This window comes from Curtobacterium sp. MCBD17_034, from assembly GCF_003234515.1.
In the GTDB taxonomy this organism is placed as follows: domain Bacteria; phylum Actinomycetota; class Actinomycetes; order Actinomycetales; family Microbacteriaceae; genus Curtobacterium.
The window spans coordinates 1-21,081 of record NZ_QKTN01000012.1 but is presented as its reverse complement, the minus strand read 5'-3'; the positions used below and the strand labels follow the sequence as shown (position 1 = coordinate 21,081).

Sequence of the window (21,081 nt, the reverse complement as noted above, 5' to 3'; positions counted from 1 at the left end):
GCACGCCCCGCTCAGCCGCTCCCGCCCCGTGCCGCTTACGATCGTCGGGGTCATGCCCGCACCCGCCCGTCCCGTCGTCCGCCGCCGGGCACGCCCGTTCCTCGCCGCCGCGACCACGCTCGTGGTCGCGGCGGTCCTCAGCGCGTGCGTCGGTCCGTCCACGCCGGGAGGCCCGTCGCCGCGATCCTCCCCGCCCGCCTCCGCCTCCCCGTCGCGCCCCACAGGGACCCCGACCCCGACCCCGACTCCGACGCCGACCCCCGACCCGCTCGCCGGCCTGACGCTCGAGCAACGCGTCGGGCAGCTGTTCATGGTGGGCACCCCGGCGACCGCGGCGGGTGCCCAGGCGCTCGAGGCGGTGCGGACGCACCACGTCGGCAACGTGTTCCTCTCCGGCCGCTCGACGTCCGGCACGGCCGCGACCGCCGCGGTCGTCCGGCAGGTCACCGGTCTGGTGTCTGACGACACCACCGCGGGACTGCCGATGTTGGTCGCCACGGACCAGGAGGGCGGGCAGGTACAGGTGCTCCGTGGGCCGGGGTTCTCGGACATCCCGGACGGTCTCGCCCAGGGCACGATGCCGCCGGCCGCGCTGCACGACGACGCGGTGACGTGGGGGCGGCAGCTCGCGGCTGCGGGGGTGGACCTCGACCTCGGGCCGGTGGTGGACCTCCTGCCCTCGGCGGCGACCGCGGCGGCGAACCCGCCGATCGGGCGGTACCGCCGCGAACTCGGCTTCGACCCGGGCACGATCACGGGCGCGGCCGACGCGTTCCGCGGGGGTCTCCAAGCCGCAGGGGTGCAGAGCGTCGTCAAGCACTTCCCGGGCCTCGGGAACGTGACGGGCAACACGGACTACACGAGTGGTGTCACCGACAGCGTGACGACCGCCGACAGCCCATCCGTGCAGGTGTTCCGCGACGAGGTGCACGACGGTGCCCGGTTCGTCATGACCTCGACCGCGTACTACTCACGCATTGATCCCTCGATGCCGGCCGCGTTCTCGCCGACGGTGGTCCAGGGCCTGCTGCGCGGCCAGCTCGGGTTCGACGGCGTCGTGGTCACCGATGACCTCTCGACCGCCGCGCAGGTGCAGCAGTGGACCCCGGCGCAACGCGCGGTCCTGGCGATCCAGGCGGGATCGGACATCGTGCTCGCCTCCGCCGACCCGAGCGTGGTCGACCCGATGGTCGACGCGGTCGTCGCGAAGGCCCGGACCGACGCGTCCTTCCGGCAGCAGGTCGACGCGGCCGCCCGGCGCGTCATCCAGGCCAAGCAGCAGTCGCTCGGCTGACGTCGCGTGCGCTCGCGGCGCGTGATCGTGCGGTCGGCGGGCCAGTCGGGCCTGCGATCTGGTTGCATGAGACGCTTCCTCGACGGCCGGAACCGGAGACCCATGTCCCTCCCTGAACACCACGTCCGACGACCGTGGACCCCGGCGGTGGTCGGCCTGGCCGTCGCCGTCCTCCTCATGGCCGCGGCAGTGTTGATCCCGAGACTGACCGGCTGGCGCGTGCACGTCATCGCGTTCCCTCCCCTGCACGCGCACTGGGACCCGCGGGTCGGGCCGGGGACACTGCCGGCGGTGGCGCTGGCGGTGCTCGGGGTGGTGTTCGCACACCGGGTGGCCGCTCGGGCGCGCTGGGCGGTGCTCGTGCCCGGCGCGTACGCGGTCACGGTGGCGTGGTTCGCGGCGCTCGCACTGGTCGACGGCTCCCACGGCATCGGTCACGTCCTCGACACCCCGTACGAGTACATGGACACGGCGCGGGCCGTGGCTGGGCATCCGTTCGCCCAGACCCTCCACGGGTTCATCCCACGCATCGTGGGCGGCCCGGGCAAGTGGCCGGTCCACATCGCCGGGCACCCGCCCGGGGCGTTGCTCTTCTACGTGGTCCTCGTCCGGCTCGGGTTCACGACCGGCCTGGCGGCGGGCTGGATGACCTTGCTCGTCGCGGCGACGACGCCGGTCGCGGTGCTGCTCACCCTGCGTACCCTCGGTGCCGATTCCGCCGCCCGCCGTGCCGCCCCGTTCCTCGTCCTCGGTCCCGCAGCGGTCTGGTCGGCCGTCTCCGCCGACGCGGTGTTCGCTGCGTGCGGCGCCTGGGCGGCGTGTCTGCTGGCGCGGTCGGCGACGAGCCGACGCGGCGGAGCCGCCGCCGCGTGGGGTGTCGCAGCGGGACTGCTGTTCGGGTACAGCGTCATGCTCTCCTACGGGCTGCCCTTGCTCGGCGTCCTGGCGGTGGGGGTGCTCGTCGCGGCACGTTCGTGGCGACCACTCGTGTGGGGGCTGCTCGGTGCCGTCGCGGTCGTCGGGGCGTTCGCGCTGTGGGGGTTCGCCTGGTGGGAGGCGTACCCGGTCCTCCGCGAGCGGTACTACAACGGCGTGGCACACAAGCGTCCGTTCGGGTACTGGGTCTGGGGTGACCTCGCCGCGTTCGCCTTCAGCGCCGGACCGGTGATCGGGCCTGCCGTCGCACAGACGCTCGTGCGCGCGCGCGCGGTGCTGCGCGGTCACGGCTGGATCGGTGTGTACCGGCGGCTCCCTCGGGCGGCCGTCGTCCCGGTGGTCCTGGCGCTCGCCGGCGCCGCCATGGTGTTCCTCGCCGACGTGTCGGGGATGAGCAAGGCCGAGGTGGAGCGCATCTGGCTGCCCTTCGCGCCGTGGGTGCTCGTCGGGACGGCGATGCTCTCACCCCGCTGGCGATGGGCTGGCCTGGTCGTCCAGGTCCTGACCGCCCTCCTCGTGCAGCACACGCTCGACACGGGATGGTGAGACGACGCTCCAGACCACGCGATGCGGCGTGCGAGGGGTAGCATCGACCTGTCCGCGGCGTTCCCCCCAACTCCGCGGATCCGCCCCGGCGGGCTTCCCCCGAGTCCGCCGGGGCATTTCCACGTCCCGGCCGGGTCGACCTCCGGCGCCGGTCAGTACTCGACCGCGTGGAACCCGCCGTCGGCGTGGACGATCGACCCGGTCGTGGCCGGCAGCCAGTCGGAGAGCAGCGCGACGACCGTCCTGGCCACGGAGGTCGCGTCGGTGCGGTCCCAGGCGAGCGGCGCACGGTCCTCCCAGAGCCCGTTCACCTGGTCGATGCCCTCGATCGCCCGCATGGTGAACGAGTCGACGGGGCCGGCGGCGACGAGGTTGGTGCGGATGCCGCGCGGACCGAGGTGCAGCGCGAGGTACCGGTTCACGGACTCGTACGCCGCCTTGGCGACGCCGGCCCAGCCGTAGACGGGCCAGGCACGGGAGGCGTCGAGCGTGCACCCGACGACGCTCGCGCCCGCGCCGAGCAGCGGGTCCGCGCCGCGGACGAGCGATTGCAGCGAGTACGCGGAGACCCGGAACGAGTGGGCGACGTCGTCCCACTCGGCATCGCTGAACCCGTCGCCGACCACGGACGGCAGGCTCGCCGAGATGCAGTGCACGACGCCGTCGAGTCGGTCGGTGTGCTCGCGGAGCCGGCCGGCCAGGAGGCCCACGTCGGCCGGTTCCTCGGCGTCGAACTCCACGACGGGCGCGGTCGTCGGCAGCCGTCGTGCGACGGCCTCGGTGATGCGACGGCGCCGCCCGAACCCGCTCAGGATCACGGTGGCGCCCTGCTCCTGCGCGATCGCGGCGCTGCGGAACGCGATCGAGGACTCGGTGAACACGCCCGAGACGAGCACGGTCTTGCCGGCGAGGAGGCTCACGAGCGTGCCTCGAACGACAGCAGCAGGTACCGGCTCGCCGCCGCGGTGCGGTCCACCCGCGCCACGCGGACGCGGAACCGGGCGGGGGAGCCGTCGTCGCGGACGAGTCGCACGTCGTGCGTGGCCGCGTCGTGGTCGACGCTCCGACGCGCGGCGGCGACGAACTCCTCGAAGGCGGGACGGTCCTCCGCGAGCGCGAGCGAGGCGATGTCGCCCTCGAACGGCTCGTGGAGCCCGAGCCGCCCCCAGCTCGGCGACGTCATGAACGTCGACGACTGGAGGCAGTCGACGGCGGCGTACGCGACGTCACCCGCGAGCGCGAAGTAGGCGCGGGCGAACTCCGCCGCGTCGACGATGTCGAGACCGGTCGTGCGGTACGTGCTCGGCTTCGGGACCTCCCGCGTGAACCCGTAGGCATAGAACACGCCCGGCCGGTCGGGCAGGACGGTCGACGTGCCGACGAGAGCCAACTGCTTGCGGCCGGGGTTCGGCGTGTCCGGGCGGGTGACGGCACCGAAGGTGAGGAGCTGGTGCACCCCGTTCGCGGCCGCGAGCCCGGCGTCCACCGTCGTCTTCACGCGAGCACGCTCCTCGTACGGCAGGAGTCGCGTCAACCAGTCGCCGACCGGCCCTCGGCTCGACTGGACCTCGTCCGGGGTGAACTCGTGCAACCGGTAGAGGTCGGCGTCCCACTGCGACGAGGTCGACCCGACGTTGTTGCCGGACGTGTCCACCGTCCACTGCCAGGCACCGATGAGCGGCGGCTCCGGCACGGGGTCGGCGGCCGGGACGAACACGCCGTACGCACCCGTCACGTGCGACCGGTCCGGCGTGATCACGGGCCGGGCGTCGACCTGGTACGCATCGCCCCCCAGGTGCACGATGCGTCGCAGGGCCGCGCCCGACCCGATCACCTCGGACAGTGCGGGGAGCAGCACCTCGCGCGCGCGGCGGTCCAGGTTCCGCCGAGGGCTGACCCCGGCGTGCTCCTGGTCACCGACCGCGAGCAGGGTCGTGACGGCACCGAAGTGATCGACGACGACCCACCGGCCGACGGGATCGACCTCGGTGTTCGCCATCCTGTGCCTCCGCGCTCGGGATCCCGGGGCGGGCACGGCAGGGCCGGACCGAGCGCGTCCGCGCCCCAGAACGTCCAGCCTGAGCCGCTGTCCAGCGGCCATGCTCACGAGGCATCCGCCCCGCACGAACAGGACGGTAGCAGATAATCGACCCGTGCAGACCGACGTCGAACCGCTGTCCGTGATCGTGTTCGGGGCATCGCGGGGCATCGGCGCCGCGACGGCCACGGCGTTCCTCGAGGCCGGCCATCGCGTCGTCGGCACGCACCGTGGTTCGGGCGTCCCGTCCGGTGTCGTCGGGGTCGAGGCCGACATGCGCGACGAGGGATCCGTGGCGGACGCGGTGCGCACGGCGGTGGAGCACGGACGGCTCGACGTCGCGGTGGTCAACGCCGCCGTCGCACCGCAGGAGCTCCTGGTGCGGATGACCGCGGCGTCGATCCGCGAGGTGCTCGAGGTGAACCTGGTCGGGGCGATGCTCGCGACGAAACACGTGGCGAAGGCGATGAACCGGCAGCGGTCGGGCTCGATCGTGCTCGTGTCGTCCGAGAGCGCGCGCGTCGGCATCCCGGGCAGCAGCCACTACACGGCGTCGAAGGCCGCGCTCGAGGGTTTCATGCGGTCGGTCATGTGGGAGTACGGCCCGCGCGGCATCCGGATCAACGCCGTCGCACCGGGCCCGACCGAGACCGACATGCTCGCCCCGATGACGGACGAGCACCGTCGAGCCCTCCTCGAGCGGATCCCGCTCGGGCGGGTGGGGCGTCCCGACGAGATCGCGGACGTCATCCGGTGGGTGGCGCAGAGCACGTTCCTCAACGGAGCGGTCGTGCCCGTGACCGGCGGCGAGGGCTTCGGGGTCTGACCCCCCCCACCCGACCACCGGGTGCGTCAGTCCGCCTGCTGGTGGGAAGCGCGATCCGGGTGGTCGTGCGAGGTCTGTCGCCGACCCTGCATCAGCTCCTTCGTCCGGAGCAGCCGGAGTGCCGTGACCAACACCAGGCCGCCGAGCAGGTTGAACAGCAGCGTGTACCCGAACCACCCCAGCCACTGTCCGTAGGTGATGTCGACACCGCTCTGGATCGCGCCGAACACCAGCAGCGAGTCGAGGATCGAGTGGAACAGCTGGAGGCCCGCGAGCAGGAACCCGCCGGCCACGGCGGCGACGAGCTTGGCCGGATCGGAGTCCGTGCCCTGCTGCATCCGGGTCATCAGGGTGATGGTGCTGCCGCCGAGCACGGCCAGCACGACGCTCTGCAGGTCGAACGGGGCGTCGATGTAGTGGTGCGCGGCCTCGCTGAGCGTGGGGTGCCACTGGGGGAACGCCTGGACGACGAGCCACATGAACACCCACCCGCCGACGAGGTTCGCGACGAGGGTGCCGCCCCACAGCTTGAGGAGTTGCAGCAGGCTCCCCTCGCGCGCGACGACGGCCGCGACGGGCATGAGGAAGTTCTCGGTGAACAGCTCGCTGTGCGCGAGGTGCAGGGCGATGAACCCGATGCCGAACGCGAGTCCCGCGAGCAGGTGGCTCCCGGTCTCGGTGAGGACCGCGAGGTAGGCCATCACGCCGAGGCCGACCTCGAGACCACCGAAGAACCCGGTGATGAGCACCGCCCGCACGGTCCGCTGCAGCCGTTCCGCGCCCTCCTCGATCGTCGCCTCGAAGGACTCGAGGAGTTCGTCCTCGACGGGCGCGTCGGTGGAGCCGAGTTCGCGGCGTCGATCGTCGGTCATGCTCCGGAGGGTAGGCGGCCTCCCTGGTCGGACGGGACGGACCCCGGCGGCCACCGCTGAGCGGCCCGCTTGACACCGGATTTTGAGCGCTATAAATTGGCGCGCACGCCGCAATCAAGGGAGATGTCGCGTGTCCCGTCCTGTCTCAGTGAGCCGCCGGTCCTTCCTCGTCGGCTCCACCGCACTCGCTGCGCTCGGTCTCGCCGGCTGTGCCGCGCCCGGTGCCGGCGGCGGCACCACGCACCTCCGGTTCTACGAGCAGAAGCAAGAGGTCATCGCCTACTTCGACACGCTGCTCCGCCAGTTCGAGCGGGAGCGGCCGGGCATCTCGGTGGTGCACGACTCCACCAACGTGATCGCCCCGCAGTTCGTGCGCGGTGCCCCGGCGGACGTCGGCTGTTTCAACGACAACCTCGAGCTCGCCCGGTACATCAAGCGCGGCGTGCTCAGCGACATGTCCGACCTGCCCTCGGCCCGGACCGTCCGCACGGACATCCGCTCCCTGACGGACCAGTACGCGACGTACCCGGGGCGGACCAGCGTGCTCCCGTACTCCCTCGCCGCGGCCGGCGTCATCTACAACAAGAAGATCTTCGCCGACCACCACCTGCCGGTGCCCGAGACGTGGTCACAGTTCGTCGACGTCTGCAAGGAGCTCAAGAAAGCCGGGATCACCCCGATCTACGCGACGGACAAGGACACGTGGACCCTGTGGCAGGGCCTGTTCGACTACGCGGTCGGCAGCCTCGTCGACACGGGACGGTTCTTCCGGCGGATGAAGGAACTCGGCACGGACGTCGGACCCGACTCCGAGGTCTCGTTCGAGAAGACCCTGGCGGTCCCGATGGAACGCGCCAAGACGATCTCGACGTACTTCAACCCCGACCACGCCGTCCGCTCGTACGCCGACGGCAACCTGGCGTTCGGCAAGGGCCAGGTGGGGATGTACCTGCAGGGGCCGTGGGCCCTCGGGCAGATCGCGCTCGTCGACAAGCACCTGTCGGTCGGGACGTTCCCGCTGCCCGTCTCGGAGGACCCGGCGGACCGCAAGGCCCGGGTGAACATCGACCTCGGCCTCTACATCCCGACCGCGACGGCACACCGCGAGGAAGCTCGCGAACTCGTCGAGTTCCTCATGCGTCCGTCGGTCATCGACGCCTACAACCAGGACAACCTGGCGTACTCGACGCGGAAGGGCGCGCCCGCGCAGCAGGACGAGCGGGTGGCGGGCCTCCAGCCGTTCGTCGACCGGGCCGCGTTCTACCAGGGCGCGGGGACGTTCATGCCGAACTCGATCCCGCTCGGCAACTACCTGCAGTCCGCCACGCGGAGCGGGAACTTCGACGGCATGCTCCGCCAGCTCGACGCGGACTGGCGGCGCCTCGCCGGACGGGACGCACTCGTATGACCCCCATGACGATGTCCGACCTCGACGAGGAGCGATCGTGACCCTGCAAGCACCCCTGTCGGAACGAACCGCCGATGAACTGCCGCCGAGACCGTCGACCCGGCCCGCTCGGCGGCGGCGCGTCGACCCGATCTACGCCCTGTTCCTGTTCCCGGCGCTCGCGCTGTTCACCGCGTTCGTCGTGGTGCCCGCCGTGATCGGCATCTTCTACAGCTTCACGAACTACGTCGGGTACGGCCGGTGGTCCTTCCTGGGGCTGCGGAACTACACGACGCTGTTCACGGATCCGAACATCATCGCCTCGTACGGCTTCACGCTCGGGTTCGCGGCGGTCACGGTCGTCGTCGCGCAGGTGATCGCCCTGGCGCTCGCCGTGGCGCTGTCGCGGCGGATCCGGTTCGCGGCGCCGCTGCGGAGCGTGTTCGTCATCCCGATGGTGATCTCCGGGATCGTCGTCGCGTACGTGTTCAACTACCTGTTCTCGAACTCGCTGCCGGCCCTCGCCACCGCGGTCGGGTTCCACCCGCTCGAGCAGAGCATCCTCGGCAACCCGGACCTCGCGTGGCTCGCCATCGTGATCGTGTCCGCCTGGCAGACGATCCCCGGAGCCCTGCTCGTGTACACCGCCGGCCTCACGGCGATCTCGGACGACCTGTACGAGGCGAGCGCGCTCGACGGCGCCAGCTCCTGGAAGCAGTTCCGCTCCATCACGCTGCCGCTCATCGCCGGGTTCATCGTCATCAACACGGTGCTCGGCGTGAAGGGCTACCTCGGCGCCTACGACGTCATCGTCGGTCTGACGAACGGTGGCCCCGGCACCGCGACCAGCAGCGTCGCCATGACGATCTTCGGCGGGTTCACGGGCGGCGACTACGCGTACCAGATGGCCAACGCCACGGTGTTCTTCATCGTCACCGTCGTGATCTCCGTCGCCCAGCTCCTCGTCACCCGCGGAAGGACCATCCGACTGTGACCTCTGTCGACCTCCACCACGACCAGATGGCCGGCTCCAGCGCCGGCCGCCCCACCACCACGCGTCGGCGTCGTCGGCTCGGCCGCACGAACTGGCCGCTGACCGTCCTGCTCATCCTGGCGTCGCTGACGGTGCTCGCCCCGCTGTGGGTCACGCTGTCGATGGCGTTCAAGACGAGTGCGCAGTCGGTCGACGGGAACGCGTTCTCGTTCCCGGCACCGTTCAACCCCGCGAGCTTCGTGCAGGCGTGGCAGCTGACGCACTTCCCGGTGTCGTTCGGCCTGTCGCTCGGGGTCGCCGCGATCACGGTCGTGCTGACGCTGTTCCTCAGCTCGCTCGCCGCGTTCGCGATCGCCCGCAACTGGGACAAGCGGATCTACCGCTGGTCGCTGTACTACCTGCTCGCCGCGCTGTTCCTGCCGTTCCCAGTGGTCGCCCTGCCGCAGATCCAGCTCACGGCACTGACCGGTCTCGACAACCCCGTCGGCGTCGGCATCCTGCACGCGATGTTCCAACTGTCGTTCAGCGTGCTGCTCTACTCGGCGTACCTCCGCTCGCTGCCGATCGAGCTCGAGGAGAGCGCCCGCATCGACGGCGCGACGACGTGGCAGATCTTCTGGCGCATCGTGCTGCCGCTGCTCGGTCCGATGAACGCCACGGTCGGCATCTTCGCGTTCCTGGCGTCGTGGAACGACTTCATGATGCCGTCGCTCATCACCGCGGACCCGAGCCTGCAGACCCTTCCGGTCGTGCAGAACATCTTCCAGAGCCAGTTCGGCACGAACTACAACGTCGCGTTCGCGTCGTACCTCATGGCCATGGCGCCGACGATCGTCGTGTACCTGTTCGCCCAGCGCTGGGTGATCAGCGGCGTGACGCAGGGCGCCGTCAAGCACTGACCGACGCGCGCCGTCGAGCACCGACCGGCGGGTTCCGCCCGGGAGGCCCACCCCACCGCACACGGGTACCGTCACGCCCGACCACCCCACCGACCTGGAGGACCATGTCCGACTCCGTCACGCAGCCCGCGCCCGACGCCATTCCGACCGCGCTGCCCGTCATCCGGCCGCTGCCCGGCGCCGCGCCGCGGGCGCGCGACGACCAGCAGGTCCACGGCGACGGCTGGCGCATCACGGTGCTCACCGAGGGGCTGTTCCGCGTCGAACGGTCGGCCGACGGCGGGTTCGAGGACCGGGCCTCCACGTTCGCGATCCGCCGCGACCTGCCGGCCGTGCCGTTCGACGTCGAGCGGTCCGGCCGGGGCGTCGTCGTGACGACGGCTCGGGCGCGGCTGCGGTACGACGGCGGCCCGTTCTCGGCGAGCGGGCTGCTCGTCGAGATGATCGGCGCGGACACCGGCCGGTGGCGGTACGGCGAGCCGACGCGGGACCTCGGCGGGACGGCGCGGACGCTCGACGACGTCGACGGACGGACGGACCTCGAGAGCGGTGTCGTCGCGCCCGACGGCATCGCTGTGGTCGACGACGCCGCCTCGTTCCTGTTCGAGGACGACGGCTGGGTCGGCGTGCGTGGCGCGGACCGCGAGGACCTCTACGTGTTCGCGTACGGCCGCGACTACCCGGCCGCCGTCTCGGCGCTGTACGCGGTCTCGGGACCGCCCACGCGCCTCCCGAGATGGGCACTCGGCAACTGGTGGAGCCGGTACCACCCGTACACGGCCGACAGCTACCTGGCGCTCATGGACCGGTTCGACGACGAGGGCGTCCCGTTCTCCGTCGCCGTGATCGACATGGACTGGCACCGCGTCGACTCCGTGCCGTCGCGGTTCGGGAACGGGTGGACCGGCTACTCGTGGGAGCGCTCGCTGTTCCCCGACCCCGAGGCGTTCCTCACCGCCCTGCACGAGCGCGGCATGCGGACGACCCTCAACCTGCACCCCGCCGACGGCGTGCGGGCGTTCGAGGACGCCTACCCGACGATGGCGCGGGCGCTCGGTGTCGACCCGGAGACGGAGCGCCCGCTGCCCTTCGCGCCGACGGACCGCGCGTTCCTCGAGTCGTACTTCCGCGACCTCCACGACCCGCTCGAGGACCAGGGCGTCGACTTCTGGTGGATCGACTGGCAGCAGGGGCGCACCTCCGACCTGCCGGGGGTCGACCCGCTCTGGGTGCTCAACCACTTCCACCACCTCGACGCCGCCCGGAACGGCGGCCCCGGGATGACGTTCTCGCGGTACGCGGGGCCCGGCAGCCACCGGTACGCCGTCGGGTTCTCGGGCGACGCGGTCGTGTCGTGGGCGTCGCTGGCGTTCCAGCCCGAGTTCACGGCGACCGCCGCCAACATCGGCTACGCGTGGTGGAGCCACGACATCGGCGGGCACACCCGGGGCGTGCGCGACGACGAGCTGGCGACGCGCTGGGTGCAGTTCGGGGTGTTCTCGCCGATCATGCGGCTGCACTCCGCGAACAACCCGTTCATCCGCAAGGAGCCGTGGTGGTTCCCGCCGGAGCATCGCGCCGCCATGGACGACGCCCTCCGGTTCCGCCACCGGATGGTGCCCTACCTGCACACCATGAACCACGCGGCCGCGGCCGGCACCCCGCTCGTCCGGCCGATGTACCACCTCGAGCCGCGCCGGAGCGAGGCCTACCGCGTCCCGAACGAGTACGCGTTCGGGTCCGAGCTGCTCGTCGCGCCGATCACCGAGCCGCGCGATCCCGCCTCCCTGCTCGGGAGCGTCCGAGCCTGGCTGCCCGCCGGGACGTGGACCGACGTGTTCACCGGGACGGTCTACCGCGGCGACCGGAGCCTCGCGTTCCACCGGCCGACCGCGTCGATCCCCGTGCTCCTGCGGGCCGGCGGGATCCTGCCGCTCGACGCGGGTCCCGACCTCGACGCGACCCGGAACCCGAGCGAGCTCGAGGTGCTCGTCGCGCCGGCGGCCTCCGGGACGTTCGTGCTGGCGGAGGACGCCGAGGAGGACGACGCGGGCGCTGCCGCCGCCGGTCCGGCCGTCCGGACCGAGCTCACCTGGGACCTCCCGACCCGCACGTTCCGCATCGGGCCCGCGGAGGGCCGGGGCGACCTGGTCCCGCCCGTCCGGACGTGGACGCTCACCGTCCTCGCCGCCCTGCCGGACGGACCGGTGACCGTCGACGGCGCCGAGGTCGCCGTCGACGGGGTGGACGGGCGCTGGAGCGTGACCGCGACCGTCCAGTCCGACGTCGGCGCCGTCGTCCGCATCGCGGGGGAGGTCCGGGTCGGCCCCGACCGACGCGACGCGGCCCGCACCGTGCTCGCCGACGCGCAGATGGGCAACCCCGAGAAGCTCGAGGCGTGGGAGATCGTCGCCGCTGACGGACCCGTCGTGGACCGGCTCGCGGAGCTCGACGCCGTGGCGCTGCCGCAGGCGGTCCGGGCGGCGCTCACCGAGTTGCTCGGGGCGGTGGTCGGGGAGGTGCCTCCGGGCGATGTGTCCTGAGCGAGCTGCGTCGCTCCGGAGGCCGGCTGGCTCGCGGGTACCGCTGACATCACTGCGAGAGGTCGCGGAGTCCCTACGTGAGACCGCCTGCGCCCCGGTCGGCGCGGGGAGTCCGGGCCGACGGGCGGCGAAGCGGAAAGTTCGCTGGACGACCGTCTGTCGGGCCACTCGAACGACTCCGACTCCGCGGTGCGTGGCCCGCTCCTTACCCGATCGCGTCGAAGCGTGCCTGGTGTGCCGCGACGTCGTCGCGGTGTGACTCTGACCAGCGCTTGAGTTGGCGGACGGTCTCGTGCAGCGATAGCCCGAGTGCGGTGAGCTCGTAGGTCACCGACACGGGGACGGTCGCGATAGCGGTGCGGGTGACGAGGCCGTCCCGTTCGAGGGCGCGGAGCGTCTGCGACAGCATCTTCGGGCTCACCCCGGCGAGCACCCGTCCGAGCTCGGAGTAGCGCATCGGGCGGGGGTCACCGTCGCAGTCGGGTCCGCTCCCGAGGGCGGACAGCACCAGGGTCACCCACTTGCCGGAAACTCTGCCGAGGAGCTGTTGGCTGGGGCAGGCCGCGAGGAACGCGTTGTACTCCGCCTTCGCCGTCGCCTTCTTCTCCGCTGCGGTCATCGTCGCCATGCTGCCCTCCGGGTACCTACGCACTTCTCGGTTACTACTTCCCCACGGGAAGCGCCTTGCCCAGAGTGGATCACGCACCACAGATCCACAAGACCGTGAAAGGCACCTCATGACGAACAGCACCACCACAGGACTCCCCGGCGGCACCTGGACGCTCGGCGGCCACGTCGTCAGCCGCTTCGGCTACGGCGCGATGCAACTCGCCGGTCCTTGGGTCGTCGGCCCGCCGAAGGACCACGACGGCGCGATCGCGGTCCTCCGCGAGGCAGTCGCCAGTGGCATCACACACATCGACACCTCGGAGACGTACGGCCCGCGCGTTGTGAACGACCTGATCCGTGAGGCTTTGCACCCCTACCCGTCGGACGTGTTCATCGCGACGAAGGCCGGCGGACGACGGGACGCGCAGGGCGGCTGGCCCGCGGCACGGAAACCGGACGAGATCCGGGCGCAGATCGACGACAACCTCGAGACCCTCGGGGTGGATGTGCTTGACCTCGTGCACCTTCGCGCGGGCGACGCGCAGGGGCCTGTGCCTGAGCGGATCACCGAGGCCTTCGAGACCCTCGTCGACCTGCAGCAGCAGGGGGTGATCCGGCACCTCGGGATGAGCAACGCGACCGCCGACCAGGTTGCCGAGGCGCAGGCAATCGCGCCGATCGTGTCCGTGCAGAACGGCTACAACCTGGCGAACCGGCAGGACGACGCCCTCATCGACCGGCTGGCGGGGGAGGGCATCGCGTACATCCCGTTCTTCCCGCTCGGGGGCTTCGCGCCGCTGCAGTCGGAGGCACTCGCGCGGGTCGCCGCGAGGCTCGGAGCGACGCCGATGTCCGTCGCACTCGCCTGGCTGCTGCAGCGCTCCCCGAACGTGCTCCTCATCCCCGGCACGTCCTCCGTCGCGCATCTGCGCGAGAACATCGCCGGTGCAGCGGTTGCGCTGTCGGTGGACGACGTGCGAGAACTGGACCAGATCGCGGGGTGATGCGCCTGCCGAGGCCGCGTGCCGCGAGCCCGGCAATCGATCGTCTGCCGGGTTGGCCTCGTCATGCCCTGGCGGAGTGGTGGGAGTGATCGTTCTCGGGATTGGCCGAGTACACGGTCGAGGACTCTCCGCTCTGGTATCGAGGGTCGCGTGAGCTGATCGGGCTAGCTGACGCCGGGGAGCTCGGGCTGAGTGCACCTCTGCGCAACGACCTCAGAGCGTGGAACGACGTCGTCGACTCCCTGGCCAACGCGTACGTCGATTGGCCGTCACCGGCGGTTCGCGACGCCCACCGCGTCGATGCGTTCGTGTTGGCGAGCCGGGTGCAACTCGAACTCGGCAACGACGCACACGTCTGGTGTGGGGCCGGCGCAGGCGTCGACATGGTCACTGAAGAGGGGACGGAAGTCGTTCTGACCGCTGGACGCGCTATTTCGGACGTCGAGTTCTGGCATGAGGGACGACGGGATGCCAGGACAGCGCGCGCCGCTGGCGCGCGCGAGGGAACCGCGAAGGCACTCATCCGTTGGCGGGCCCTCACAGGACGCGTCGACACACCGTTCGGGAACGCGGCGGCGCGCGCCCTCGGACTCCGCACGGCCGGCCGCGTTCAGGCAGACACCGGTTCACTCGCGCAGGTCCTCTTCTACGCCGGCGTCTCGGCGCCCTACTGGCACGACGAGCTCACTGAACCTGCCCGAGACGAGTTCGACCGAACCTGCTCAGGCGCAGTCATCGCTACTCACGACCGCCCGTAAAGGTCGCTCAATATTCCCCGCATGAGGACTGAAGTCCGCCCGGGAGCGGATCGGCTACCGGACGGGGACTGCTGCAGGTTCGGTTGACTCAACTGAACCTGCAGCAGTCCCAACCATCCACTGCGGCTCCTCGTCATCGATGGGACACTGCTGTCGTGCAGATCGACGAGTTGAGCGACGAGGTCGAGCAGGTCTCCGCCTTCTACGCGGAGCGACACGGCATCGATCGATCCGATGACTGGTTCGTGTTGAAGCTCAACGAAGAAGTCGGGGAGCTCACGCAGGCGTACCTCGCCCGTGCTGGGCAGGCACGCGACAAGGGACGCTCCGCTGTCGAGCTCGAAGGCGACTTTCGATCAGAGCTGGCGGACGTGTTCGCGCAGGTGCTCCTGATCGCGCGCCGCTTCGACGTCGACTTGTCCGACGAGGTCGCCCGGAAGTGGCTCGTCTGGAAGCCGTCCCAGTAGCCGATCGGCTGTCGAGATGCCCGGGGCGCTGTCGCAGAGCGCTCGGGTGGCTGTGTGAAGTCGGCTGTTCCTCGTGGTTCGTCGACCGCTGCGCAGGCCAGCGTTCGGCCCTCAGCTCTCGGGCACGAGGTCGGTGATCGTGGCCACCTCGTCGGGAGTGAGCGAGATCGCTGCCGCGGCGAGATTCGCGCGGAGGTGCTCGAGGCTGGTGGTTCCAGGGATGGGCAGCGTGTTCGGTGCACGATGCAGGTGCCAGGCGAGGGCGATCTGCTGTCGGCTTGCGCCGTGGTGCTGAGCGATCGGCTCGATCGCAGCCATGATCCGCTCGGGGTCGCCCCCCTCGACGAACCCCATCGGGTGCCAGGGTGAGAACACCGCACCGTCTTCCCGAGTGGCGTGGAGGAGGCTGACGCCGGTGCGGTTGGAGGTGTTGTACAGGGCCGTCGCGGCGGCGATCGAGGTGATCTGTTGCGCGGCCTGGAGCTGTTCGAGGGTGACGTTCGACAGCCCGATGTGGCGGATCAGACCCTCGTCCTTCATCGCCGCGAGCGTCGCAACCTGCTCCTCGAACGGCACGTCCGTCGCCTGGCCGCTGTGCAGGTAGTACAGGTCCATCGTGTCGAGTCCCAGCCGCCGTGCGCTCATGTGCGCTGACTGGCGGAGGTAGTTCGGGTTCCCGACCGCGCCGAGGGTTGAGTAGTCGAAGCCACCCCGCACGATCCCGCCCTTGGTCGCGATGACGAGGTTCTCGGGGTAGGGGTGCAGGGCCTCTCTGATGAGGATCTCGTTCGAGTGCGGGCCGTACACGTCGGCGGTGTCGATGAACGTGACACCGGCGTCGACCACCGCGCGGAGGAGAGCGACGCCTCCGTCGCGGTCGGGGTATTCGCCCCAGACCTGCCTGCCGGTGAGCTGCATCGCGCCGAAGCCGATCCTGCCGACGGTGAGGTCTCCGCCGATGGTGATGGTCGGGGTGGGTGCGATCATGACATTTCCTTCCGGCGTGATCAGCCAGCGTGCGGAACCGAGAGAAGGCCTCTCGATCCACCGGCGGACGATTCCGCGCCGTGCCGGAGTGGGGGTCACGGCGCTGTGTGGGACGTCGGCTCGTGGACGGCGTCGTGCCACGGAGGACCCGGCCCGAGGCAGCCGAGCGGGCGTGGGCTGCGCTCAGACGAGGAGCGCGCCTCCGTCGACCGGGATTGAGGTCCCCGTGATGAAGGGCTGCGTCATCGCGTAGAGGAATGCCTGGGCGGCATCGCTGACCTCTCCGACGCGGCCGACGGGGAGCCTCTCGGCCTGCTGGTCGAACATGGCTTGCTGGTCCTCAGCGGTCATCCCCGCCCACAGGGGGCTGCGGATGATGCCTGGTTCGACGACGTTCACCCGGGTCGGTGCCAGTTCGACGGCGAGAGCACCCGCGAGGCTGGTCGTCGCTCCGCACAGGCTCGATGCGACCGCCCAGCCGGCACCCGGCCGGGTGCGAGCCGACCCAGAGGTGAGGGTGATCGAACCGCCGGGACGGATGCGTCTCGCGGCTTGGCTGACCGTGTTGATCGCACCGAAGTAGCGCACCTGGAAGAACCCGCGCGCGCGGTCGAGGTCGAGGCCGTCGACGGGCATCAGCGACAGGGGTTCACCGGCGGTGTAAACGAGGTGGTCGAAGTCGCCGATCTCTTGGAAGAACGAGGCGACGTGCTCGGTGTCGAGGACGTCGAGCGCCCTGCCCGTGGTGGACGCGGTGAGCTCGCCGAGGGCGGCGTCGATGCTGGCCTGGCGGCGTGAGGCGACGATGACCTCTGCGCCGGCGTCGATGGCTGCGTGCGCCGTTGCGAGGCCGATTCCGGAGGTACCCCCGATGATGACGACGCGCTGGTTGGTGAGGGACACGGTGTTCCTTTCGATCGGACGAATGGAGTGTGTGCGCTCCGGGTGCCCGGTGTCCAAGACCTCTTCCGCCGCTGTTGAGACCCAACGGGTATCAGCCATGATGAGCGCGTGAATGCTGATCTCGACCTCCGCAAGCTGCGGTACTTCGTTGCCGTTGCGGACACGTTGAGCTTCGGCCGCGCCGCGGAGCAACTCCGCATCGCGCAGCCGGTGCTGTCGCGGCAGATCCGTGCGCTCGAGCAGGAGCTCGGCACGCAGCTCTTCGTCCGGGACACCCGCGGAACCGAACTCACCGACAACGGACGTCTGCTTCGCGCTGAGGTTCAGCCGCTCCTCGCATCCGCTGCCGCGGTACGCCGCCGCGTCGCGATCGCGGCACGCGGCGAGGACGTCTTCACCGTGGGGTTCATGCCCGGTCTGACCGTCACCGGCGCGGTACGAACGTTTCGACGCGGGGCGCCCGAGGTGGATGTCCGTGTGATGCGGACCGGGTGGGAGGACGAGGTCGCGGTGCTCCACGACGGGCGTGCCGATGTCAGCTACCTCCGGGAACCCTTCGACCGCGCGGAGGTCCGCACCGTGTTCCTCCACGACGAACCGCGGGTCGTCATGCTCCCGTCCGACCATCCGCTGGCGGGCACGGATCAGGTGACGATGGGTGACCTCGGCTCCGAGGAGTTGCTGCAGGACCCGGCGGCTGTTCCCGAATGGTCCGGGTCGGCTCCATCCCGGCGGGCCGGGGACGGCTCCGCGAAGCGCCGGTCGCGGACGGTCGAGGAGAAGCTGGAGCTCGTCGCCGGCGGCGCTGGAGTAGCGATCCTGCCGTTGTCCACGGCCCGGTTCTACCGCCGACCCGACGTGCGGTTCGTTGCCGTCACCGGCCTGGCTCCCACCGCAGTGCACATCGCCTGGGAGGCCAGCCGCGCCTCAGCGCGCATCGCCGCGTTCGTCGACGCCGCTCGGGCAGACGTTACGCCCCTCTGAACAGCACCATTCCTCGTGATGGCCGCGTACGGCGTCAGGCGTCCGGCGCCGGCGCGCTCTCGCGCACGAGGATGCGGTGCCCCACCGTGTGGTGTGCCCCGCCCTGGTGCTCGCCGTCGAGTTCCCGGAGCACGAGGCCGAGCGCCCGTTCCGCGAGCCCGTTCGTGTCGGGGGCGACCGATGTCAGGCTCGGGTCCGTGCTCGCGCCGAGCTCGATGGCGTCCCACCCGATGACGGCGACGTCGTCGGGGACGGTGATCCCGTGTCGGCGGAGCGACCGGAGGGCACCGATCGCGGCGAGGTCGTCGCGGCAGAGCAGGGCGTCCATCCGCAGGCCGGCGTCGAGCGCGGCGTCGAGGGCCTCCTCGGCGCCCCGCGCGTCGCCGACGTCGCGGGGGACCAGGAGCGTCGGGTCGTCCGGGAGGCCCGCCCCGGCCAGTGCGCGCCGGTACCCCTCGAGTCGGAGGGTCGAGGTCCGCGAGGCCTCGCCCACCTCGTGCCCGAGGAACGCGATGCGCCGTCGGCCGAGACCGAGCAGGTGCGCGACGGCGTCCTCGGCGGCGGCGACGTTGTCGATGGCGACCTGGTCCGAGGTGGCGGGCTGCGGGTCCTCGCCGAGGAACACGACCGGCATGCCGCGCCGCATCGCGTCGAGTTCGCCGGCGCTGAGCATCTGGGGATGCATGACGAGGGCGTCGATCGTGCCGGCCTCACGGTCGGCGAGGACCGCGCGTTCGCCCTCCGCGGTGTCACCGGTCTCGATGAGCAGCAGCCGGTAGCCGCGCGACTCGGCGACGCGGGCGAACACGTGGGCCAGTTCGGCGAAGTACGGGCGGCGGAGATCGGGGAACGCGAGACCGAGCATCCGGGATCGTCCCGTGGCCAGGCTCCGAGCGAGTCCGTTCGGTCGGTAGCCGAGTTCGTCGATGGCCGCCTGCACCCGCGCGCGCATCCGCGGACTGACGTGCTGGTACCCGCGCACGACGTTCGAGACCGTCCCGATCGAGATGCCGGCCCGGTCCGCCACGTCCTGCAGGGTGACGCGATCCATGGGGGAAGGGTATCGCCACGCGCGTTTGAAGCGGTATAAATTCGACTCGTGCACATCGATGACGCTGTTCCGACGACGCCCGCTTCCTCGTCCCCGGCCGCTCCGCCGGTCGCCGCGCCGACCCTCCCGGTCGCGAGCCGGCAGGACGGCACCCATCCGCGACCGCAGCTCATCCGCGGGCGATGGGCCTCCCTCGACGGCATCTGGTCGTTCCGCCACGACGACGCCGACGCAGGCCTGATCGCGGGCTGGACCGCGGGCCTCCCGGACGCCGGTGTGATCACCGTGCCGTTCCCGCCGGAGTCGGTCGCGTCGGGTGTGGACGAGCCGGGGTTCCACCCGGTGGTCTGGTACGCGCGGAGCATCTCCGCGGAGGATCTCGAGCGTGCCGGGCGTTCGGCCGATGCGTCGCGGGTGCTGCTGCACTTCGGCGCGGTGGACCACCGCGCGAGCGTCTGGATCGACGGCGCACTCGTCGGGACGCACGAGGGCGGGCACACGCCGTTCACGATCGACGTCACCGCGTCCGTGGACGACGGCCGGACCCACACCCTGGTCGTCCGCGCCGAGGACGACCCCCACGACGTCACGCAGCCCCGCGGCAAGCAGGACTGGCACGAAGAGCCGCACGCGATCTGGTACCGGCGCACCACCGGGATCTGGCAGACCGTGTGGCTCGAGGCCGTACCGCCCGTGTCGGTCGAGGCGTTGCGGTGGGTGCCCGCGGGTCCGACCGCCGTCGCGCTCGGCGTCCGCCTGCGCGGCGCGGCACGGGCGGGCGCACGGGTGCGCGTGGCACTCCGCTGGGAGGACCGTGGCGAGGACCTCGGGACGACCGAGGTCACGGTGCCCACTGCCACCGACACGGTCGACCTCGTCCTGCCGATCGCCCGGCAGGTGAACGGGCAGGCCGAGGACGAGATCCGCTGGAGCCCGGAACACCCCAGGCTCGTCGACGCGACGGTCACCCTGCTCGACCCCGCCGGCGCGGTGCTCGACGCGGTGTCCTCGTACCTCGGGCTCCGGACCGTCGCGGTCGACCGGGGGGCGTTCCTGCTCAACGACCGCCCGTACGACGTCCGGAGCGTCCTCAACCAGGGCTACTGGCCGGACTCGAACCTCACCGCGCCCTCGCCCCAGGCGTTGCGGCGCGAGGTCGAGCTCATCAAGGAGCTCGGGTTCACCGCGACCCGGATCCACCAGAAGATCGAGGACCCCCGGTTCCTGTTCTGGGCGGACCGCCTCGGCCTCCTGGTCTGGGGCGAGGCGCCGGGTGCGTACGCGTTCACCCCGACGGCGGTGCAGCGGCTCATGCGCGAGTGGATGGACGCCGTGGAACGGGATGTGTCGCACCCGTGCATCGTGACGTGGGTGCCGCTCAACGAGAGCTGGGGCATCCAGCACGTGCCGCAGGACCGCGCCCAGCAGGCGTACTCGCGCGCCCTCGCCGACGTGACCCGGGCGCTCGACCCGTCACGGCCGGTCATCTCGAACGACGGCTGGGAGCACACCGCGTCGGACATCCTGACCGTGCACGACTACGAGGGTGACGGTGCCGTCCTCGCCCGCACCTACGCCGACGCGGCCGCCCGGACCGCCGTGCTGTCCGGCATGGGACCCGCCACCCGGCGGATCCTCGTCGACGGCGTGGAGGACCAGGGCCAGCCCGTCATGCTCACCGAGTTCGGCGGCGTTCAGTACCAGCCGGGCGCACGGCGCGAGGACGGCTGGGGCTACACGGCCGCGACCGACGGCGACGACTACCTCGACCGGATCACGGCGCTGTACGACGCGATCCGAGCGAGCACGTTCCTGGCGGGCTCGTGCTACACGCAGCTGACGGACACGCTGCAGGAGACGAACGGGCTGCTCACCGCGGAACGCGAGCCGAAGGTGCCGATCGAGCGGATCCGCCGCGCGGTCACCGGGCGCGGCTGACCCCTCCGAGCCCCAGCCCCGCCGCACCTGTCTCTTATACACATC

The 21,081-nt window shown here is 71.1% G+C and carries 19 protein-coding genes; 12 read left to right on the top strand and 7 right to left on the bottom strand.

The window, feature by feature from the left end; translation table 11 throughout:
- Positions 1-52 precede the first annotated feature (52 nt).
- Both DEI92_RS14805 and DEI92_RS14800 read left to right on the top strand, forming a co-directional pair.
- Positions 53-1,294 (top strand): glycoside hydrolase family 3 N-terminal domain-containing protein, encoded by a 1,242-nt coding sequence (locus DEI92_RS14805; RefSeq protein ID WP_111014072.1) that lies wholly within the window; start codon positions 53-55, stop codon positions 1,292-1,294.
- A gap of 102 nt (positions 1,295-1,396) precedes the next feature.
- Positions 1,397-2,776, top strand: a complete 1,380-nt coding sequence (locus DEI92_RS14800; RefSeq protein WP_111014041.1) for a hypothetical protein — start codon at positions 1,397-1,399, stop codon at positions 2,774-2,776.
- A 152-nt stretch (positions 2,777-2,928) separates the two neighbouring features.
- Here the strand turns inward: DEI92_RS14800 and fabI are convergent, their stop codons facing one another.
- Together fabI and DEI92_RS14790 are read right to left on the bottom strand one after the other, a co-directional pair.
- Positions 2,929-3,696, bottom strand: coding sequence for an enoyl-ACP reductase FabI (gene fabI / locus DEI92_RS14795; protein WP_111014040.1), 768 nt, complete (start codon positions 3,694-3,696; stop codon positions 2,929-2,931).
- Positions 3,693-4,775 (bottom strand): hypothetical protein, encoded by a 1,083-nt coding sequence (locus DEI92_RS14790; RefSeq protein ID WP_111014039.1) that lies wholly within the window; start codon positions 4,773-4,775, stop codon positions 3,693-3,695. Before DEI92_RS14790 ends, fabI begins: the two co-directional genes overlap by 4 nt.
- 154 nt (positions 4,776-4,929) lie before the next feature.
- Between DEI92_RS14790 and DEI92_RS14785 the strand changes: the two genes are divergently transcribed.
- Positions 4,930-5,640: an SDR family NAD(P)-dependent oxidoreductase gene (locus DEI92_RS14785; protein WP_181434960.1), complete on the top strand. Its 711-nt coding sequence runs from the start codon at positions 4,930-4,932 to the stop codon at positions 5,638-5,640.
- A gap of 26 nt (positions 5,641-5,666) precedes the next feature.
- Here DEI92_RS14785 and DEI92_RS14780 read toward each other — a convergent pair whose 3' ends face one another.
- Complete coding sequence (locus DEI92_RS14780; RefSeq protein WP_111010955.1) at positions 5,667-6,512, bottom strand: formate/nitrite transporter family protein; 846 nt, start codon at positions 6,510-6,512, stop codon at positions 5,667-5,669.
- Between the two features lie 148 nt (positions 6,513-6,660).
- Between DEI92_RS14780 and DEI92_RS14775 the strand changes: the two genes are divergently transcribed.
- The 4 genes from DEI92_RS14775 to DEI92_RS14760 all read left to right on the top strand — a co-directional run bounded on the left by DEI92_RS14775 (position 6,661) and on the right by DEI92_RS14760 (position 12,335).
- Positions 6,661-7,920, top strand: coding sequence for an ABC transporter substrate-binding protein (locus DEI92_RS14775; RefSeq protein WP_111010956.1), 1,260 nt, complete (start codon positions 6,661-6,663; stop codon positions 7,918-7,920).
- 37 nt (positions 7,921-7,957) lie between these two features.
- Positions 7,958-8,893, top strand: coding sequence for a carbohydrate ABC transporter permease (locus tag DEI92_RS14770; RefSeq protein ID WP_375342548.1), 936 nt, complete (start codon positions 7,958-7,960; stop codon positions 8,891-8,893).
- A 26-nt stretch (positions 8,894-8,919) separates the two neighbouring features.
- The gene (locus DEI92_RS14765) at positions 8,920-9,792 is read left to right on the top strand and encodes a carbohydrate ABC transporter permease (RefSeq protein ID WP_111014070.1); all 873 of its coding nucleotides are present in this window, start codon (positions 8,920-8,922) and stop codon (positions 9,790-9,792) included.
- A 104-nt stretch (positions 9,793-9,896) separates the two neighbouring features.
- Entirely contained in the window at positions 9,897-12,335 is a 2,439-nt protein-coding gene (locus DEI92_RS14760) for a glycoside hydrolase family 31 protein (protein ID WP_111014038.1), read from the top strand.
- Positions 12,336-12,540: 205 nt separating this feature from the next.
- Here the strand turns inward: DEI92_RS14760 and DEI92_RS14755 are convergent, their stop codons facing one another.
- The gene (locus DEI92_RS14755) at positions 12,541-12,954 is read right to left on the bottom strand and encodes a helix-turn-helix domain-containing protein (protein WP_309147138.1); all 414 of its coding nucleotides are present in this window, start codon (positions 12,952-12,954) and stop codon (positions 12,541-12,543) included.
- A 118-nt stretch (positions 12,955-13,072) separates the two neighbouring features.
- Between DEI92_RS14755 and DEI92_RS14750 the strand changes: the two genes are divergently transcribed.
- The 3 genes from DEI92_RS14750 (at position 13,073) to DEI92_RS14740 (ending at position 15,173) form a co-directional block, all read left to right on the top strand.
- Positions 13,073-13,948 (top strand): oxidoreductase, encoded by an 876-nt coding sequence (locus tag DEI92_RS14750; protein WP_111014036.1) that lies wholly within the window; start codon positions 13,073-13,075, stop codon positions 13,946-13,948.
- A 101-nt stretch (positions 13,949-14,049) separates the two neighbouring features.
- Complete coding sequence (locus DEI92_RS14745) at positions 14,050-14,706, top strand: hypothetical protein (RefSeq protein ID WP_111014035.1); 657 nt, start codon at positions 14,050-14,052, stop codon at positions 14,704-14,706.
- 155 nt (positions 14,707-14,861) lie between these two features.
- The gene (locus DEI92_RS14740; protein WP_111014034.1) at positions 14,862-15,173 is read left to right on the top strand and encodes a pyrophosphatase; all 312 of its coding nucleotides are present in this window, start codon (positions 14,862-14,864) and stop codon (positions 15,171-15,173) included.
- 111 nt (positions 15,174-15,284) lie between these two features.
- Here the strand turns inward: DEI92_RS14740 and DEI92_RS14735 are convergent, their stop codons facing one another.
- Complete coding sequence (locus DEI92_RS14735) at positions 15,285-16,160, bottom strand: aldo/keto reductase (RefSeq protein WP_111014033.1); 876 nt, start codon at positions 16,158-16,160, stop codon at positions 15,285-15,287.
- 183 nt (positions 16,161-16,343) lie between these two features.
- Complete coding sequence (locus tag DEI92_RS14730; RefSeq protein WP_258370227.1) at positions 16,344-17,162, bottom strand: SDR family oxidoreductase; 819 nt, start codon at positions 17,160-17,162, stop codon at positions 16,344-16,346.
- Positions 17,163-17,171: 9 nt separating this feature from the next.
- Between DEI92_RS14730 and DEI92_RS14725 the strand changes: the two genes are divergently transcribed.
- Positions 17,172-18,047, top strand: coding sequence for a LysR family transcriptional regulator (locus tag DEI92_RS14725; protein WP_111014031.1), 876 nt, complete (start codon positions 17,172-17,174; stop codon positions 18,045-18,047).
- A gap of 34 nt (positions 18,048-18,081) precedes the next feature.
- On the opposite strand, the gene DEI92_RS14720 is transcribed toward DEI92_RS14725, so the two are convergent.
- Positions 18,082-19,098: a LacI family DNA-binding transcriptional regulator gene (locus DEI92_RS14720; protein ID WP_111014030.1), complete on the bottom strand. Its 1,017-nt coding sequence runs from the start codon at positions 19,096-19,098 to the stop codon at positions 18,082-18,084.
- 48 nt (positions 19,099-19,146) lie between these two features.
- On the opposite strand from DEI92_RS14720, the gene DEI92_RS14715 reads away from it, so the two are divergent.
- Positions 19,147-21,036, top strand: coding sequence for a glycoside hydrolase family 2 protein (locus tag DEI92_RS14715; protein ID WP_258370224.1), 1,890 nt, complete (start codon positions 19,147-19,149; stop codon positions 21,034-21,036).
- Positions 21,037-21,081: the final 45 nt, after the last annotated feature.

What these genes read in the sequence shown, in the direction of transcription:
- DEI92_RS14805 (WP_111014072.1), top strand. Translation starts at nt 53, where the DNA reads ATGCCCGCACCCGCCCGTCCCGTCGTCCGCCGCCGGGCACGCCCGTTC.
- DEI92_RS14800 (WP_111014041.1), top strand. Translation starts at nt 1,397, where the DNA reads ATGTCCCTCCCTGAACACCACGTCCGACGACCGTGGACCCCGGCGGTG.
- DEI92_RS14790 (WP_111014039.1), bottom strand. Translation starts at nt 4,775, where the DNA reads ATGGCGAACACCGAGGTCGATCCCGTCGGCCGGTGGGTCGTCGTCGAT.
- DEI92_RS14780 (WP_111010955.1), bottom strand. Translation starts at nt 6,512, where the DNA reads ATGACCGACGATCGACGCCGCGAACTCGGCTCCACCGACGCGCCCGTC.
- DEI92_RS14765 (WP_111014070.1), top strand. Translation starts at nt 8,920, where the DNA reads ATGGCCGGCTCCAGCGCCGGCCGCCCCACCACCACGCGTCGGCGTCGT.
- DEI92_RS14760 (WP_111014038.1), top strand. Translation starts at nt 9,897, where the DNA reads ATGTCCGACTCCGTCACGCAGCCCGCGCCCGACGCCATTCCGACCGCG.
- DEI92_RS14755 (WP_309147138.1), bottom strand. Translation starts at nt 12,954, where the DNA reads ATGACCGCAGCGGAGAAGAAGGCGACGGCGAAGGCGGAGTACAACGCG.
- DEI92_RS14750 (WP_111014036.1), top strand. Translation starts at nt 13,073, where the DNA reads ATGACGAACAGCACCACCACAGGACTCCCCGGCGGCACCTGGACGCTC.
- DEI92_RS14735 (WP_111014033.1), bottom strand. Translation starts at nt 16,160, where the DNA reads ATGATCGCACCCACCCCGACCATCACCATCGGCGGAGACCTCACCGTC.
- DEI92_RS14730 (WP_258370227.1), bottom strand. Translation starts at nt 17,162, where the DNA reads ATGGCTGATACCCGTTGGGTCTCAACAGCGGCGGAAGAGGTCTTGGAC.
- DEI92_RS14720 (WP_111014030.1), bottom strand. Translation starts at nt 19,098, where the DNA reads ATGGATCGCGTCACCCTGCAGGACGTGGCGGACCGGGCCGGCATCTCG.